General features: G+C 54.9%; 12 protein-coding genes. 5 read left to right on the plus strand and 7 right to left on the minus strand.

All coding sequences use genetic code 11. The features are described from left to right. Nucleotides 1-43: 43 nt before the first annotated feature. From ACP3PW_RS14355 to ACP3PW_RS14365, 3 genes are all read right to left on the minus strand, one after another. Nucleotides 44-1,165 carry a beta-ketoacyl-ACP synthase III gene (locus tag ACP3PW_RS14355; RefSeq protein ID WP_426417421.1) on the minus strand — a complete coding sequence of 374 codons (1,122 nt, stop codon included), beginning with the start codon at nucleotides 1,163-1,165 and terminating at the stop codon, nucleotides 44-46. Between the two features lie 162 nt (nucleotides 1,166-1,327). Continuing rightward, nucleotides 1,328-5,209 carry an ATP-dependent RNA helicase HrpA gene (gene hrpA, locus ACP3PW_RS14360; protein WP_426417422.1) on the minus strand — a complete coding sequence of 1,294 codons (3,882 nt, stop codon included), beginning with the start codon at nucleotides 5,207-5,209 and terminating at the stop codon, nucleotides 1,328-1,330. Between the two features lie 87 nt (nucleotides 5,210-5,296). Then, nucleotides 5,297-6,982 carry an AMP-binding protein gene (locus ACP3PW_RS14365; protein ID WP_426417423.1) on the minus strand — a complete coding sequence of 562 codons (1,686 nt, stop codon included), beginning with the start codon at nucleotides 6,980-6,982 and terminating at the stop codon, nucleotides 5,297-5,299. A 285-nt stretch (nucleotides 6,983-7,267) separates the two neighbouring features. Between ACP3PW_RS14365 and ACP3PW_RS14370 the strand changes: the two genes are divergently transcribed. Together ACP3PW_RS14370 and ACP3PW_RS14375 are read left to right on the plus strand one after the other, a co-directional pair. Then, on the plus strand, nucleotides 7,268-8,206 hold the full coding sequence (locus tag ACP3PW_RS14370) for an alpha/beta hydrolase (protein WP_426417424.1): 939 nt from the start codon (nucleotides 7,268-7,270) through the stop codon (nucleotides 8,204-8,206). Between the two features lie 10 nt (nucleotides 8,207-8,216). Further along, a complete protein-coding gene (locus ACP3PW_RS14375) occupies nucleotides 8,217-8,690 on the plus strand; it encodes a MaoC/PaaZ C-terminal domain-containing protein (RefSeq protein ID WP_426417425.1) in 474 nt (157 codons plus the stop codon). 38 nt (nucleotides 8,691-8,728) lie between these two features. Here the strand turns inward: ACP3PW_RS14375 and rraA are convergent, their stop codons facing one another. Further along, a complete protein-coding gene (gene rraA, locus ACP3PW_RS14380; RefSeq protein ID WP_426417426.1) occupies nucleotides 8,729-9,220 on the minus strand; it encodes a ribonuclease E activity regulator RraA in 492 nt (163 codons plus the stop codon). A gap of 104 nt (nucleotides 9,221-9,324) precedes the next feature. Further along, complete coding sequence (gene ppsA, locus ACP3PW_RS14385; RefSeq protein ID WP_426417427.1) at nucleotides 9,325-11,697, minus strand: phosphoenolpyruvate synthase; 2,373 nt, start codon at nucleotides 11,695-11,697, stop codon at nucleotides 9,325-9,327. 209 nt (nucleotides 11,698-11,906) lie between these two features. Between ppsA and ppsR the strand changes: the two genes are divergently transcribed. Then, complete coding sequence (gene ppsR / locus ACP3PW_RS14390; protein ID WP_426417428.1) at nucleotides 11,907-12,725, plus strand: posphoenolpyruvate synthetase regulatory kinase/phosphorylase PpsR; 819 nt, start codon at nucleotides 11,907-11,909, stop codon at nucleotides 12,723-12,725. Between the two features lie 28 nt (nucleotides 12,726-12,753). Here ppsR and rlmKL read toward each other — a convergent pair whose 3' ends face one another. Next, nucleotides 12,754-15,003, minus strand: coding sequence for a bifunctional 23S rRNA (guanine(2069)-N(7))-methyltransferase RlmK/23S rRNA (guanine(2445)-N(2))-methyltransferase RlmL (gene rlmKL, locus ACP3PW_RS14395; protein WP_426417429.1), 2,250 nt, complete (start codon nucleotides 15,001-15,003; stop codon nucleotides 12,754-12,756). Between the two features lie 233 nt (nucleotides 15,004-15,236). Between rlmKL and ACP3PW_RS14400 the strand changes: the two genes are divergently transcribed. Next, on the plus strand, nucleotides 15,237-15,524 hold the full coding sequence (locus ACP3PW_RS14400) for a hypothetical protein (protein WP_426417430.1): 288 nt from the start codon (nucleotides 15,237-15,239) through the stop codon (nucleotides 15,522-15,524). Nucleotides 15,525-15,856: 332 nt separating this feature from the next. After that, the gene (gene rmf, locus ACP3PW_RS14405; RefSeq protein ID WP_426417431.1) at nucleotides 15,857-16,063 is read left to right on the plus strand and encodes a ribosome modulation factor; all 207 of its coding nucleotides are present in this window, start codon (nucleotides 15,857-15,859) and stop codon (nucleotides 16,061-16,063) included. An 85-nt stretch (nucleotides 16,064-16,148) separates the two neighbouring features. Here the strand turns inward: rmf and ACP3PW_RS14410 are convergent, their stop codons facing one another. Beyond that, on the minus strand, nucleotides 16,149-17,177 hold the full coding sequence (locus ACP3PW_RS14410) for a quinone-dependent dihydroorotate dehydrogenase (protein ID WP_426417432.1): 1,029 nt from the start codon (nucleotides 17,175-17,177) through the stop codon (nucleotides 16,149-16,151). Nucleotides 17,178-17,216: the final 39 nt, after the last annotated feature.

Genomic DNA, 17,216 nt, shown 5'->3' on the forward strand with positions numbered 1-17,216 from the left:
CGCAAAACCACACCAAGGCATTCGTCGCCTATAAAATTAAGTGCTAGACCTTACGCACCACCGCGCTACCGATAGAATATCCCGCACCGAACGAGCAGATCACGCCACGATCACCGGATTTGAGGTCATCCTGATGCTTGTGAAAGGCAATAATCGATCCGGCGGAGCTGGTATTGGCATACTCATCTAGAATAATAGGCGCCTCTGCAGGCTCGGGGTCGCGGCCCAGAACCTTGCGCGCTACCAGGTTGTTCATATTGATATTGGCCTGATGTAGCCAGAGCCGCTTGAGTTCCTCAACCGGTACACCCAGCTCGTCGATATGGGCGGATATTTGCTCGGCGACCATGGGGCACACCTCTTTAAATACCTTGCGCCCGTTTTGTATAAACAACTTGTCCAGTGCACCAACGCCACGTTCGTCGGCACGATTGAGGAAGCCGAAATTATTTCGAATATTGTTCGAAAAGCGGGTTTGTAGCTTGGTTCCCATCACTTCGAACTGGTGAGATGAAACCGCTGCATCCTTGCGCTCGATGACCACGGCGGTACAAACGTCTCCAAAGATAAAATGGCTGTCCCGGTCGGCGAAATTCAGGTGCCCCGAACAGATCTCCGGGTTAACCATTAACACAACACCGGCCGAGCCACTGCGCACGGCATCAACCGCCGCTTGCAAACCGAAAGTAGCGGAAGAGCAGGCCACGTTCATGTCATAGGCATAACCGCCGGCTCCCAAGGCCTGCTGAATCTCAACGGCCATCGCCGGATAGGCGCGCTGCATGTTGGAGGCTGCACAGATGATGGCATCAACATCGGCAGCACTGCGCCCTGCTCGCTCCAGCGCTTCACGGGCGGCACCAATAGCCATGTCACATTGAACGGAGTTCTCATCGTTACTGCGTTCGGGTAGCTGTGGGCACATCCGGTCGATATCCAGAATACCCGACTTATTCATTACAAATCGGCTGCGAATACCCGATGCCTTTTCAATAAAGGGCGCACTGGACTCCGCCATTGGCTCCAGCTCTCCAGCCTCGATTTCAAGACGGTGAGCCTCATTGAACCGGTTGACATAAGCATTAAAGGATTCAACCAGCTCTTCATTACTGATGGCTTCTGGCGGCGTATACAGGCCTGTGCCGCTGATTACTACGTCTGTCAAAACCTCTCCCCTTTTCTCTCACTTGGCAACCGATACCAAATTCACCATAGCCCAACTTATAAGTCGCTAACGTGAAAGCGCCGGCTTTTAAAGATGGGATGATACCACAGCGCCAACAGCGCTCGGCAGACTTTTTGTAGCGCTTTGGTCACCCCCTGCAGGTCAGGGTAAGGGGAGCTCCTGCCAGATCTTTCGTAGCCGCTTGGCGGAGACCGGGTGCAACGTCTTCAATGGCTGGGCGAACAGGGATACCCGGTACTCCTCGAGCATCCAGCGGTAGTCGGTGAGCGGCTCCACTATCATCTGCCTGTCTTCGTACTGGCGGACCCGTGACTCGTACTGCGCCCACAAGCCCGCCAGCTCTTCGCTACTGGCTCGGTCCCGATTCATCACCGTGCCCATCTTGTCCAGGCGGTAGAGTATCGCGTCAAGATAACGGGGATATTGCTGCAACCATACCCAGGGTGTTTGTCGCAGAAACCCCGGGTAGACCAAGCGCTGAAGTTGTTGCTTGATATCGGCCAGCGACAGAGCCAAATGCAGGGAGATCTTGCCCTTAAGCTGCTTCTGCACCTGGTGAATTCGACTAAAAATTTCCGCCACGAGCTGATCATATTGCTGGGCCACCTCAATCAGCTCTCCGCGCTTTTGCAACAGCCGGTCGAATTCACTTTCACTCCTGGGTAATTCGGATTCTGCCAGCAAGCACCGGTCGATCGCTGCCAGCCACAGATCCTCCTGCAATGCCGATTTGGCAATCAACGTCACCGCCTGCAGCGCGCTCTGATCGAATCGGCTTAAAAACCGCTGCCCCTCCTTAACCTGCCGCCCGAGCGCCAGCAACAGCAAGCGCTGAACCCCTTTGCGCGACTGAGCATGAGCCAGTGCAGCATTGGGAGACAGGCGAATCGCGACATCTCGCCCCTCATCAACCAATGCCGGCCAGGCTTTCAATGTCACCCCTCCCTGTTGACGCGCGATCTCTTGCGGTAGATCGCCAAAATCCCAGCGTTTAAGGCCTTCGCGCTCTATTCCCCCCTCCTCGCTTTGGCTGATACTTTCGCTGGCGTGACGTGCAAATCTTCGCTGCAACTTCAACAGATCTCGTCCCTGCCCTAAAGTCCCACTGTCATCCTGAACCCTGATATTAAAGCGATGATGGTGGTCCAGCTCGGCCTCCTTCCAGACATCGGCAGAAAAACGAACACCACTCATCTTAACCAGTCGCTCGGAGACCGCCTCCAGCAAGGGCCGATCCTCAACCACCAACGTCTCCAGCAGCGCTGTGACATAGTCCGGTACGGGGACGAAATTTTTCCTCAAATGCTTGGGCAGCGCCCGTACGAGCGCAGTTATTTTTTCACGCAACATACCCGGCACCAGCCATTCCAGACGAAAGCGTGGCAAGCGTGGTAATAGCCCGACAGGGACCTCAACGGTGACACCGTCGTCCTCTTCTCCCGGTGCGAAATGGTACGACAACGGCAGCCGCATCCCTTCAAGCTCGATAGCATCCGGGTACTGGGCCTCGGTAACCTGCGCCGCATCATGCTGCATCAGGTACTCCCGGGTCAGGTAAAGCGCCTCGGGGTTATCCCGCTCCAACGTCTTACGCCAGCGCTCAAAGCTGGCTGTACCACAGATGTCGGCGGGAATACGTTCGTCGTAAAACGAAAACAGGGTCTGTTCATCTACGAGGATATCCCTGCGACGAGACTTGGCTTCCAGCTGATCAATTTCCCGCAGCAAGGCAAGGTTGTGGTCAAAAAAACCGGCACGAGTTGCAAACAACCCCTCAACCAGGGCGCTGCGAATAAAGATCTCGCGGGCCACAACCGGATCGACCTTGCTGTAGTCGATGCGCCTTCGAGGCACGATCACCAACCCGTAAAGCAACACCTGCTCAAACCCCATCACCTGACCGCGCTTCTTTTGCCAATGGGGCTCAAAGTAGTTGCGCTTAACAAGGTGTCCCGCCAGGGCCTCTAACCAGTCCGGGTCAAACCCAGCGTTGGTTCGAGCATAGAGACGGGAGGTCTCTACCAGCTCCGCACTCAATACCCACTTGGGCCGCTTCTTGAACAGCGCCGAACCAGGAAACAGGTGAAACTTGCGGTTGCGCGCGCCCAGGTAATCGGATTCTTCGGTCCGCGTACCGATATGGCTCAATAGACCCGCCAACAGCGCGGTGTGGACCGACCGGTAGCTGGCAGGTTCACCATCTCCCCTGAGCTTAAGCTTTAGCTCCCGTGCGGCCAGCAGCAGCTGCCGATGCAGATCTCGCCACTCGCGCATCCGTTGATAATTCAGCATACGACGCTTGCAGTACTTGCGAAGCTGTCCCTGGCTCAGGGACTGACGTTGCTCTTCATAGAGGTGCCAAAGATTCAGCAGGGTGAGGAAATCCGACTCATCCTGCTGATACTCTTTATGCAGCTGATCGGCGTGCTGTCGCTTGTCTGCGGGGCGTTCACGGGGATCCTGAACACTGAGTGCTGCGGCGATGACCAACACCTCATCAAGCGACTGCTGGCGAGAGGACTCGATGACCATGCGCGCGATACGAGGATCAACCGGCAGACTACTTAACTGCTTGCCCAGGGCGGTGATTCGACGCTGGGCGGTGACCGCACCCAGCTCCTGCAGAAGATTAAAACCATCCCGTATAAAGCGACTATCTGGCGGATCGACAAAGGGGAACGACTCGATCTCCCCCAGCCCCAGCTTCAGCATCTGCAATATGACCGACGCCAAATTCGTTCTCAGTATTTCTGGGTCGGTAAACTCCGGACGGGAAAGGAACTCCTCCTCGGCATAAAGCCGATAGCAGATGCCCGCACGAACTCGACCACACCGCCCTTTACGCTGGTTAGCACTGGCCTGGGAGATCGCTTCAACCGGCAACCGCTGAACCTTTGAACGATAGCTATAGCGACTGATGCGGGCATAGCCGGAATCGATCACATAGACAATACCCGGTACCGTCAGCGAGGTCTCGGCTACGTTGGTGGAGAGGATGACCCGCCGCCCTCTATGGGGCTGAAATATTCGCGCCTGCTCCGCTGGACTCAAGCGGGCATAGAGCGGCACGACCTCGGTGTGGCGAAGCTCAAGGTGGCGCAAGGCCTTGGCCGTATCACGGATTTCGCGCTCGCCGCTGAGGAACACCAGCACATCGCCAGGAGCGGCCCCCTGCCCTCGTTCGGTTTGCTCGATCTCCTCCAGCACCGCCACGATACCCTGCTGCAGATCGAGATCCTGATCCCCCTCTCCTGCGTCAAGCAGCGGGCGGTAGCGGGTCTCAACCGGAAAGGTTCTGCCGGACACCTCAATTACCGGTGCATTGCTAAAGTGACGAGAGAAACGCTCTACATCGATAGTGGCCGAGGTAATGATCACCTTCAGGTCCGGCCGCCTGGGTAGCAATGTGCTCAGGTAACCCAGCAAAAAATCGATATTAAGGCTGCGCTCATGGGCCTCATCGATAATCAATGTATCGTAGCGATTCAGAAAACGGTCATTCTGAATCTCCGCCAACAGGATGCCATCGGTCATCAGCTTGATATGACTGGTATCACTCACCTGGTCACTAAAGCGAACCTGATAACCGACACTGGCGCCCAACTCGGAGCCCAGCTCGTCGGCGATTCGACTAGCCACGGAGCGGGCGGCGATGCGTCTGGGCTGGGTGTGTCCAATCAGCCCGTAAACGCCTCGACCCAGCGCAAGACAGATTTTGGGTAGCTGGGTGGTTTTACCCGAACCGGTTTCACCGGCCAACACCACCACCTGATGATCACGGATCGCATCGGCGATCTCCTCCCAGCGCTGACTGACCGGTAACGAGAGATCGAAGGTGGGCTCTGGCAATGTGGCAACGCGCTGGGCCGCGAGTGCGCGCGATCGCTCTAATCGCTTATGCCAAGTCGATGGCAATGGCCTCTTCTCGCGCCGGTGTTGCTGTAACTGCCGCCTAAGCGGGTGGCGATCGACCAACATCGCCTCTTCGACCATCTGTTGCAGCTCTGCCGCTGTTTTCTTCACTCACTGCCCCACAATAAAAAACGCCCCACTCAATGGCGGGGCATTCTATCAAAAGCCAAACGCTGGCGATAACCGATATTCGATTCGTTAACCCGCTGACTTGAGCTTTCCGACCTCCTCATCACGCAGTTCACGGCGCAGAATTTTGCCCACATTCGTAGTCGGTAGTTCGGTTCGAAATTCAACCATTCTCGGTACTTTGTAACCGGTGACGTTCTCGCGAAAATAGGCGATCACATCCTCTTTGCTGAGGCCGGGATTACTCGACACGGCAAACATCTTGATCGCCTCGCCGGTTTTGTCATCGGGTACACCAATGGCGGCACACTGGGTAACATCAGGATGCTGGGCCAGGACATCTTCCAGCTCATTGGGGTAGACGTTAAAGCCGGAGACCACAATCATGTCTTTTTTGCGGTCAACGATCTTCACATAGCCGTCTTCCTGAATAGTGGCGATATCACCGGTTTTAAGCCAACCATCTTCGGTAATTGTCTCGGCCGTGGCTTCGGGACGCTGCCAGTAGCCCTTCATCACCTGCGGCCCCCGCACGCAGAGCTCCCCTACGCCACCAAAAGCGACGGCATTACCCTCATCATCGATTAGCTTCAACTCGGTGGAGGGAACGGGTATTCCGATGGTGCCAACCTGATTGGCACCTTGCGGGTTAATGGTCGCAATCGGTGAAGTTTCGGTCATGCCAAAGCCTTCGAAGATTTCGCACCCGGTCACCTTGTGCCAGGTGTCAGCCGTTGCCAGTTGCAGCGCCATACCACCCGAGAAGGTCGCCTTGAGCGAAGAGAAATCGAGCTGGCGGAAATTGGGGTTATTGCACAGACCAACAAACAGGGTATTGAGGCCCACAAAAATACTGAAGGGGTAGCGAGCCAACTCCTTGATAAAAGAGGGCAGGTCACGGGGGTTGGTAATCAGCAGGTTATGGCCACCTAGGATCATCATCACCATGCAATGAAAGGTAAATGCGTAGATATGATAAAGAGGCAACGGCGCGACAGCCAACTCCCCTTCGCTCATCTCGCTACCCATCAAGGCTTTGGCTTGGGCCATGTTCGATACGATATTGCGGTGAGTCAGCATTGCACCTTTGGCAACGCCTGTCGTGCCGCCGGTATACTGCAGCACTGCAACGTCCTCAAACTCTACCGAGACCGGCGTAAAGCGAGCCTCGCTTCCCAACTTTAAAACCCTGGAAAAGGAGACAGCATTGGCCAGGCTATAAGCCGGAACCATCTTCTTGACGTATTTGACGACAGAGTTCACCAGGAGGCGCTTGAGGGGTGGTTGCATATCACCAATTTCGGTCACGATCACATGCTTGATACCGGTTTTCGGAATCACCTCTTCAGCTAGCGCCGCCATGTTCGCCAGCACAACCAGCGCCTTTGCACCGGAGTCATTGAACTGGTGCTCCATCTCTCGGGTGGTGTACAACGGGTTGGTATTAACCACCACCATTCCGGCGCGCATTGCGCCAAATACAGCAATAGGGAACTGAATCAAGTTGGGCATCTGCACCGCAATTCGATCACCCGGCTGCAGGTCAGTGTGGTTTTGCAGATAAGCGGCAAAGTGGCCACTAAGTTCGTATAACTCCTGATAGGTGATCGTTTTGCCCATATTGGAGAACGCAGGCTTGTCCGCGAATTTGCGGCATGAATCATCCAGCACATCTAAAATGGAACGATAGGGATCGGTACTGATCTCAGGGGAGACCCCCGCAGGGTACTTATCCGTCCAGAAGTTTTCACTCATTCTCTGCTCCTCACCAACTCGATCGTTATTGTTGTCGTGCTCTATATGTGAGAGCGCGGCTTGCGCTGTTTCCGCTAAGAACAGCCGCATTTTACAGCCAACACTTGCCACCGGCACTTGGTGTACACCGGCTCGGAGGTTATCAGTTTTCCCTACAGGCTAATAGCCCACCCCCCCCTTTAACTGGACTAACAAAGGAGAAATTCAGCCATAAGGATGATTTTTTGGGCACGTTCGCGTACAAAGCAAACAGACTTCCATTCCGTCATACTCAAAGGAGCGCCCATGGTTTGGCATACACACCCGCTCGAGGCCGGCGACCAGCACAGCATCCCGCTGTACCTATGGGATGCACCCAACGCGCCCCGCGCACTTGTGCACATCACCCATGGTATGGCAGAACACAGCCAGCGCTATGCTACCCTCGCGACCGAGTTGCAGTGCGCGGGCTATCAGGTTCTAGCCCATGACCACCGCGGGCACGGGGCCTGTGCCACTCCGGTACCCGGCCACTTTTCCGACCAGGGGGGCTGGAACCGGGTCTGCGAAGATCTGCGCTCGATACACCGCTGGGCCCAGCAACAGTTTCCCCACCTGCCGCTCTACCTTTTGGGCCACAGCATGGGTTCTTATATCAGCCTGGGATACCTGATGCGCGACCCGCAACCACTGGCTGGTTGCATTTTATCCGGATCAAACTACGGATCGCCGATGCTTTACCGTTTGGCCCGGACCATTGCGCGGATTGAAAAATGGCGGCTGGGCCCCTCCGCCCCCAGCTTGCTCATGGATCGCCTGGGGTTCGGGGCCTTCAACAGAGCATTCAAACCTAACCGTACCGAATTTGATTGGTTGTCGAGAGATCCTGAACAGGTCGACCGTTACATTGCCGATCCACTGTGCGGATTCCCCTGCAGCAGTCAGCTCTGGATAGACCTGCTGGGTGGGCTACTGGAGATTACCGAGCCATCGCTGCTGGCTAAAGTCCCTGACCTGCCGCTGTATATTATTGGCGGCAATCAAGACCCTGTTAGCGCCCCCAGAGGGCTCCATGATCTCTATGCAGCGCTGGGCCGGCCTCCTCGTGGCGGGGTCTCACTCAAGCTCTACGAAAACGCGCGCCACGAGATTTTTAATGAAACCAATCGCCAGGAGGTGGTCAGCGAGCTGCTGGATTGGCTATCATCGACTCCCGCCCTGTCCAGCACAGAACCAACCCGCTGAGGATCACCGCGTGAACCAATTAACCAACTACACCTTTGATGAACTTGAGATCGGCGCAACTGCAACCTTCGAGCGCACCCTTGAGGAGAAAGACCTCATCCTGTTCGCCGCTGTTTCCGGCGACATCAATCCGCTTCACCTCGATCCTGAGTTTGCGCGTACGACGCAATTTAAAGAGCGTATCGCCCATGGGGCCTGGTCCGGCTCACTGATATCGGCGGCCCTGGCCAATGTTATGCCGGGACCCGGCACGGTCTATTTGGGCCAGAGCCTCCAATTCCAGCGCCCGGTCAAGCTGGGCGACACGCTGAGGGTAGAGCTCGAGGTTAAAGATAAGCAAGAGCGCCGCAAGCAGGTCACCTTTATCACCAAAGTGGTTAACCAGCAGGGAAAAACCGTGGTCAGTGGCGAAGCGCTAGTGATGGCACCCAGCGAGAAAATGACGCTTGACGCCCGGACGCTGCCCACCATAACCATTGGTTAGGCCCTTACCGCCTTGCCTTGTGCCTACCCCGTGCCCGGTTATGCGCCGGGCATCTCCAGCGGCTCCGGTGAAATCACGATACCGTTGTTGTCGGCATACAGGTAGTCTCCCGGGCAGAATGTAATACCGGCAAAGGTTACCGGAATATCCACATCACCAATATCCCTCTTGTCGGTTTTCATCGGATGGGTGCCCAGCGCTTGCACACCGATATCGGTTTTCGCAATCACATCTACATCGCGGATGCAGCCGTACATGATAATGCCTTGCCAACCATTGCTGGCTGCTTTCTCAGCTAGCATATCCCCAAGGCAGGCTCGACGCATTGAACCGCCGGCATCCACTACCATCACTTTGCCTGATCCATCCAATTCAACCAACTGCTTGACCTTGGAGTTATCCTCAAAGCATTTAACGGTAACGATCTGGCCTCCAAAAGAACCCTTGCCGCCATAATTTCTAAAAATCGGATCGGCTACTTCCACCAACTCCGGATACTCATCACACAAATCAGGGGTTACGTACTCCACGGTTTTCTCCTAAGGATTGTCACTAAATAGATAGGGGGTTATCCCAGATTACGGGTCTCGCACAGGGGCTCCGGCGGTGGCCCAAACCCACCTGACACACAGGGTCAGGAGAGCTCTTTATCCGCCAGATAGAACCAGGTTTCCATCACCGAATCCGGATTGAGGGATACGGTATCGATCCCCTGCTCCATCAACCATTTAGCGAGATCCGGGTGGTCCGAGGGTCCCTGGCCGCAAATGCCGATGTATTTCCCGGCCTTTTTGCAAGCTGCTATCGCGTTGGCCAGTAGCATCTTGACGGCCTCGTTACGCTCATCAAACAGGTGGGCAATAATGCCGGAATCTCGATCAAGCCCCAGGGTCAGTTGGGTCATATCGTTCGAACCGATTGAGAAACCATCAAAATGCTCAAGAAACTGATCTGCCAACAGCGCGTTGGCTGGAAGTTCGCACATCATGATCAGTCGCAAGCCATTTTCACCCCGCTTAAGCCCCTGCTCCTCCAGCAGTTGCACGACCCGCTGCGCTTCTCCAACCGTGCGTACGAAAGGCACCATCAGCTCGACATTGGTTAAGCCCATCTCCTCACGGACCCGCTTCATCGCCTCACATTCGAGGGCAAAACAGTCCCTGAAACCATCCGAGATATAGCGAGAAGCGCCCCGGAAACCGAGCATGGGGTTCTCCTCTTCCGGCTCATAAAGGCGGCCACCAATCAGGTTGGCGTACTCGTTTGATTTGAAATCCGAGAGCCTTACAATCACCTTCTTGGGGGCAAACGCGGCCGCGATGGTAGACACACCCTCCACCAACTTTTCGATATAGAACTCGACGGGCCCTGGGTATCCAGCGATACGCGCGTCAACATTGACCTTAATATCTTCAGGCAAGGAATCGTAATTCAATAGCGCTTTAGGATGGACGCCGATCATGCGGTTAATGATGAATTCCAGACGTGCCAACCCGACCCCTTCATTAGGAATAGCCTGAAAATCGAATGCTCGGTCAGGATTCCCCACATTCATCATGATTTTGAACGGTAGCTCAGGCATGGAGTCGACGCTGTTTTTACGCATCTCAAACTGAAGCGCCCCTTCGTAGATAAGCCCGGTATCTCCCTCCGCACAGGATACGGTGACCTCTTGACCATCATTCAGCTTTGCCGTCGCATCACCACAGCCCACCACCGCAGGGATACCCAGTTCCCGCGCGATAATGGCGGCATGGCAAGTACGCCCTCCCCGATTGGTGACAATGGCCGATGCGCGTTTCATGATCGGTTCCCAGTCCGGGTCAGTCATATCGGTCACCAGAACGTCGCCCGGGTGAACCTGATCCATCTGGCCGATATCATTGATGATTTTTACCGGCCCACTGCCGATGCGCTGGCCAATACTTCGCCCCTCCACAAGAACCGTTCCCCGTTCCTGCAACAGGTAGCGTTCCATGGTGGCCGCATGGGTCCGGCTTTTTACCGTTTCCGGGCGTGCCTGCACAATATACAACTGACCATCGTCGCCATCCCGAGCCCACTCAATGTCCATAGGGCGACCGTAGTGATGCTCAATAATCAGCGCCTGACGAGCAAGCTCTTCCACTTCGGCGTCGGTGATACAAAATCGCATCCGCTCGGCTTCATCAACCTCGACCGTGGCGACCGAGCGCCCGGCAATGGCGGCTTCGCCGTACACCATTTTTATCGCCTTGCTACCTAGGTTGCGGCGCAAAATAGCGGGGCGCCCGGCGCTCAACGTAGGTTTATGCACATAGAATTCATCGGGGTTCACGGCACCTTGTACAACGGTCTCACCAAGACCGTAAGCTGCCGTAATAAACACCACATCGCGAAATCCCGATTCCGTGTCCAGGGTAAAGAGCACACCCGCGGCACCGGTTTCGCTGCGAACCATACGCTGAATGCCAGCGGAGAGCGCAACCTGGCGGTGATCAAATCCCTGATGCTCGCGGTAGGCAATCGCTCGATCATTAAAGAGCGAGGCAAACACCTCCTTGACCGCATGAATAACATTGTCCAGGCCACAGATATTGAGAAAGGTTTCTTGCTGACCAGCGAAGGAGGCGTCTGGAAGATCTTCGGCGGTCGCTGAAGAGCGGACCGCAACAGCGAGGTTGATGTTGCCATCTTGCAGCTCGGACAACGCCGCTTCAATCGCCTGTTCGAGCTGTGGATGAAATGGCTGATCCATGATCCAGCCGCGAATCTTCGCTCCCGCAACGGCTAATGCATTAACGTCGTCCACATCGAGACTGTCCAACAGTTCATGAATGCGTTGATTCAGGCCGCTGTTTTCCAGAAATTCGCGATACGCGTCTGCTGTGGTCGCAAACCCACCCGGGACACTCACACCGGCATTCGCAAGGTTACTGATCATCTCGCCCAGAGACGCATTTTTTCCGCCAACGACATCAACGTCGCCGGCACCCAGGTCTTGCAAAGGAATTACATAATCGATCAAGGCGGCCTCTCCCATGACGAGCAGAAATTGCGGCCATCACAGGTTACTGCAAGCTGATGGCCACTGCAGGCGCCTGAGTATAACTGATGGCCCAATAATGTCATCCCGTGCGCTCCGCCGGACGACAAATGCTTCTGCTAAAAGCACCTTTGTACCAACGCCCTTTTTTCCCTACTATGACGCTTTCGATACTGGTCCAGGGAGAGTTTATGCGCCGGGATGTATTTTTTATCTCTGATGGTACAGGCATCACCGCAGAGTCCTTTGGCCAAAGTCTGCTTGCCCAGTTCGATCATGTCGAATTCGCTCGCCAGACACTGCCGTACATCGACACGCCAGAGAAAGCGAGTGAGGTGGTTGCCATCATCGACCAGTGCGCTGCCCGTCAGGGCATCCCCCCACTGGTGTTTAGTACCATCATTGATGAAACCATTGCGGGTATTGTGTGCCAAGCCAGTGCACGACATCAGGATATTTTTGCTACGTTTCTCGGCCCCTTGGAGGAAGAGCTGCACCTTCACCCCACCCACTCCATTGGCAAGAAGCGTAAAATTGACGCCAACAACCACTACTCCGAGCGCATTGATGCGGTCCACTTTGCGCTGGATAACGATGATGGGGCCCGAACCCGCCACTACGACAAAGCCGATATTATATTAATTGGCGTATCCCGCTGCGGAAAAACCCCCACCTGCCTCTACCTGGCGTTACAGTTCGGAATAAGGGCCGCCAACTATCCCATTACTGAAGAGGATATGGAGGACTTCCGTCTCCCGGCGCCACTCCAGCCTCACCGCCACAAGCTGTTTGGGCTCACCATCGACCCACAGCGTCTTGTCGCCATTCGCAGTGAGCGGCGACCCAATAGCCGTTACGCCTCCCCGCGCCAATGCCAGATGGAGGTGGCAGAGGTTGAACGCCTTTTGGCCAAAGAGCGTATATCGTGCATCAACACAACCCGATTCTCTGTGGAGGAGATAGCAACCCGCATCATCGCCGAAGCGGGCATCGCACGACGCCTGAAGTAACCGCCGTCAGAGCCAACTACAATCCCTCCTAGCTACCCGGCGACTTACCCCAGATGGTTGACGCACTTGCCTGCGCTTTGGGCTGACTCGGATCTTCGGGTTGATCCTGGTGAAGCTGTGTAAGGCGCCAGCAGCGATGAATTTTAGGATTACGTTTGAAGTCAGGATCCAGCGTCTGCTCGCTGATCTCCGTGACCCGGTATCGCTCCCCTAACCCAGCATCTAGCTGAAAACGGCGAAAGTTGTTCGAGAAATAGAGCACGCCTCCAGGGGCCAGCGATGCCATCGCCGCATCGAGCAGCTCAACATGATCCTGTTGAACATCAAACACGCCGTCCATACGCTTGGAGTTGGAAAACGTTGGGGGATCAACAAAGATCAGGTCGAACTGCTCGTTGTTATCACGAATCCACTCCATACAGTCAGCACGCACCAGTTCATGGCGATCGCTGAAACCATTGAGGGATAAATTCTTGCGCGCCCACTCGAGATAGGTCGCTGACAGGTCGACGCTGGTCGAACTGGAAGCGCCACCATGGGCCGCATGCACCGTTACCGCGCCAGTATAGCAGTAGAGATTCAGGAAACGCTTACCCTGAGCCTCCCTGGCAATCCGGCGGCGCATTGGACGGTGATCCAGAAATAGTCCGGTATCAAGATAATCGGTCAGGTTAACCAACAACCGACAACCCTGCTCCAACATCTCCAGCTGAGTACCCTTGCGATCCTGACGCTGATATTGATCGGTTCCGCTCTGGCGTTTGCGCTCTTTTAGTACCACCTTTGCCGGATCGACCTCAAGAGCTTCGGGAATCGCTGACAGCAGGTCCCGCAACCGTTGTGTAGCCTTATCAGGATCTATGGACTTGGGCGCCTGATACTCCTGCACGCAAACCCAGTCACCGTAGATATCGATGGCAGCAGAATACTCCGGCATATCCGCATCGTAGACGCGATAACACTGAAGCTCCTCACGCCGCACCCACTTCCTAAGCTGCTGCCGATTCTTACGCAAGCGATTGGCAACCATCTGCGCTCCCGCACTCAGCTTTGGGGGCGCTGCGTTAACGGCGTTTCCCTCGCCATCAAGTGAAGCACTACCAACAAACCATTGAGGGTCGATATCAAACATCAGCAACCGTGTTGGCAAAGCACCATTGAAATATTTGTATTGGCGCCTGGCCCTCAGCCCCATGCGCTTGCCCAACTCAGGGTTGCCCGTCAATACAGCGCCCTGCCAACCCACAAACTGCTCCCGCATCATGCGTCCTAGATACTGATAGAGGAACAGCAAGCTCGCCTCCTCACCCAGGCGCTCCCCGTAGGGGGGGTTGGTAATAAGCAAACCGGGTTTACCCTCGATAGTCGGGCATTTCAAGGTTGCCAACTCACCAACACTAATCGCTACAACCCGGCTCATACCCGCACGCTGGATATTGTTTACGGCGCGCTGGACAACTTCGCCATCGGCTTCAACCCCGATGATAGAGGCATTACACCGTGCGACACCCTGCTGCTGGCGCTCAAGCGCCTCTTTTCGTACTCGCTTCCACAGCGCAGGAACATGCTTTTGCCAACCATGAAAGCCGAAACGTTCCCGCACCAGCCCGGGAGCCGTGTCGGTAGCGATCAAGGCGGCTTCGATCAGCAAGGTAGCAGACCCGCACATAGGATCGACCAGATAACCACCCTGGGCGGCCATCTCCGGCCAACCGCTGCGGTAAAGAACGGCTGCGGCCAGATTCTCTTTTAATGGCGCGGCCCCGGCTTCTTTTCTGTAGCCCCGTTGGTGCAAGCTCTGGCCCGAAAGATCAACCGACAGGATGGCGTGGCCTTTCGCCAACACCAGGCTTACCCGCAGATCCGGATTCTGGCGGTCAACTGAGGGGCGTTCACCGCTTTTATCCCGCATCTGGTCAACGATTGCGTCCTTGGCTTTAAGCGCCCCGAAATGGCTGTTATTGACCCCTTCAACCTCTCCACGACAGTCGACCCGCAGGGATCCGGTTGGCGCCAGATGCTCGGACCAATCCACCCCACTTACCCCGCGATAGAGATCATCCCCGTTTTCGATGGGAAACCGGGAAAGTCGCAGAAGAATACGGTTCGCCAGACGGGACCACAAACAGCAACGGTAGGCGACCTCAACATCCCCTTCAAAGGAGACACCGGCCACCGTTTCCCGGGTCGCCTGCGCCCCCAGAGATACAAGCTCTTGCATCAGTTGTGCTTCCAGACCTTTGGGGCAGGAGGCGAAGAGGTCTAGGGCTTGCGTCATGGGGGGTTACCTGTGAAAAAGGGCGCATGATAAACCAGAGTGGGCAGCGGCGCGAACAAAGAAATATTGTCACCAAATGAACGGAATTGCGTCACAAAACAGATACAAATAATAACACAGGGATAGGAATTGATATCCTGTGTGAAGTTCTCCTCATAATTCTGTTACTCATATAGGTACCATTGGTTTCAAGTTAGACGAACAACGAAACACCAAGCAACAGGGGCGGACTCATGAACAAACTATCTATCAGCATCACCGTCGCTGCCATACTTATGGCGTCTACAACGGCCACTGCAGACTCACTCAATAGTAGCATTCACCCAATGCTCAACCTGTCCGAAATGCCCGAGATGGTCAACATGACACAGCTTTCCGACCCCTCACCCACCAGCATCAGCCTCAACCCCAATACCGGGCTAAGCCTGGAGTACACCACAATCGACAGTGATTATGATGTTCAGGACGAGCTTCTGGGAGAGATCATGCAACTACGCCTCAAACTGGTCGCCACCTTTTAATATCAGATAGTTACCTAAACATTTTAATCCTTGTTTTAGATTTTATACCCCGGTTTGAATAAGCTCTTTGAAATTTATTCTTAATCGATTCTCGACAAAGGATAAGTCTTTGCGATAGAAAGGTTATCAGGGGCTACCGAATACGAGGAGGCGGTAGCTACATCCAAGTCTCGCCTTGTAACGTTCATTTTCCTTCCCGCTGATTTGGTTGCCCTATTTTCTGTGTTGTACAAGCCCTCCCCTGGAGGCAACGGGATATTGCGCCCTATGTAGCATCAAGCAAATCCCACGGTTAAGCAGTCATAACATCAATAGCTGAGGCCAAAACAACCATGAAAAGACAGAAAAGAGATATGACGGAACGTGCGTTCGCCAAAGGATATAACACTGGCGTCACTGGAAAATCACGTGATCAGTGTCCCCACGGAGCCCTTGAGATGCGACAGGCTTGGTTAACGGGTTGGCGGGAAGGCCGCTCGGATAACTGGGATGGACTCACCGGCGTGTCGGGTGTTCATCGCATAGCCGCCATGCACTAATTCCGGACTCTTTGCGTCAGAATTACTACAACATCTATCTATAAAAAAGGGGCCTTCTGGCCCCTTTGCTGTTTTCCAGTCAACGCTAGGCTTTACCCAACTCTGCAGCAGCTGCCTCCGAAACTTCAGCGATCAGCGATGGTCCTTTGTAAACAAACCCCGAATAAAGCTGAACCAAGCTAGCACCCGCTGCGATTTTTTCTGCCGCAGAAGCCGCATTGCTGATGCCTCCCACCCCTATAATGGGTAAACGCCCGCCAAGCTCCTGGGCCAGCAAGCGGATAGTGGCCGTCGAGCGCTCCCGCACCGGGTCGCCACTCAGGCCGCCGGCTTCCTCTGCATGATCTAGGCCGGCTACCGCCTCTCTATCGAGGGTCGTGTTGGTTGCAATAACTCCATCAATCTCCTGCTCAACAAGCACACGCGCCAGGGCCACCAGCTCATCTTCAACCATATCTGGGGCGATTTTTATCGCGACAGGAACATACCGATTGGTCGATTGGTGCAAGCGGTGCTGAGCCTCTTTGAGGCGCTCTAGCAGCTCTCGAAAAATATCTCCATGTTGCAAGCTACGCAGACCGGGTGTATTGGGGGAGGAGATATTGACGGTAATATAATCTGCGTGAGGATAAACCCTTTCAAAACTGGTCAGGTAATCGCTACTCGCCTCCTCCACCGGGGTATCAAAATTTTTCCCGATATTGATCCCAATAACCCCTTTGTATTGCGCACGCTTAACGTTGGCAATCAGGTGCTCCACCCCTTTGTTATTGAACCCCATACGATTAATGATCGCTTGTTTTTCGGGAAGGCGGAAAAGGCGGGGCTTGGGATTACCGGGCTGCGGCCTCGGAGTGACGGTACCCAGCTCTAGAAAACCGAACCCCAACGCACCCAAGCCATCTATGCAGTCACCGTTCTTATCCAGACCTGCGGCCAGGCCAACCGGGTTGGCGAATTGAATGCCCATCACCGTGCAGGGGCGCGGGGAGACCTTGCTGGTTAGCAGGGAACTCACTCCCAAACGATTGGCAGCTCCCATCAAGTCAAGACTCAGATCGTGGGCTACTTCGGGATCAAGGGTGAACAAAAGACTACGGGCAAGTGAATACATATCAGTTCCTGGGAGGGGGCACGGAGCAATTATACGCAG

The organism is Aestuariirhabdus sp. LZHN29, assembly GCF_049985285.1.
Taxonomy (GTDB): domain Bacteria; phylum Pseudomonadota; class Gammaproteobacteria; order Pseudomonadales; family Aestuariirhabdaceae; genus Aestuariirhabdus.

Coding starts and splice junctions, on each gene's coding strand:
- ACP3PW_RS14365 (WP_426417423.1), bottom strand. CDS start 6,982: ATGAGTGAAAACTTCTGGACGGATAAGTACCCTGCGGGGGTCTCCCCT.
- ACP3PW_RS14370 (WP_426417424.1), top strand. CDS start 7,268: ATGGTTTGGCATACACACCCGCTCGAGGCCGGCGACCAGCACAGCATC.
- ppsR (WP_426417428.1), top strand. CDS start 11,907: ATGCGCCGGGATGTATTTTTTATCTCTGATGGTACAGGCATCACCGCA.
- rlmKL (WP_426417429.1), bottom strand. CDS start 15,003: ATGACGCAAGCCCTAGACCTCTTCGCCTCCTGCCCCAAAGGTCTGGAA.
- ACP3PW_RS14400 (WP_426417430.1), top strand. CDS start 15,237: ATGAACAAACTATCTATCAGCATCACCGTCGCTGCCATACTTATGGCG.
- rmf (WP_426417431.1), top strand. CDS start 15,857: ATGAAAAGACAGAAAAGAGATATGACGGAACGTGCGTTCGCCAAAGGA.
- ACP3PW_RS14410 (WP_426417432.1), bottom strand. CDS start 17,177: ATGTATTCACTTGCCCGTAGTCTTTTGTTCACCCTTGATCCCGAAGTA.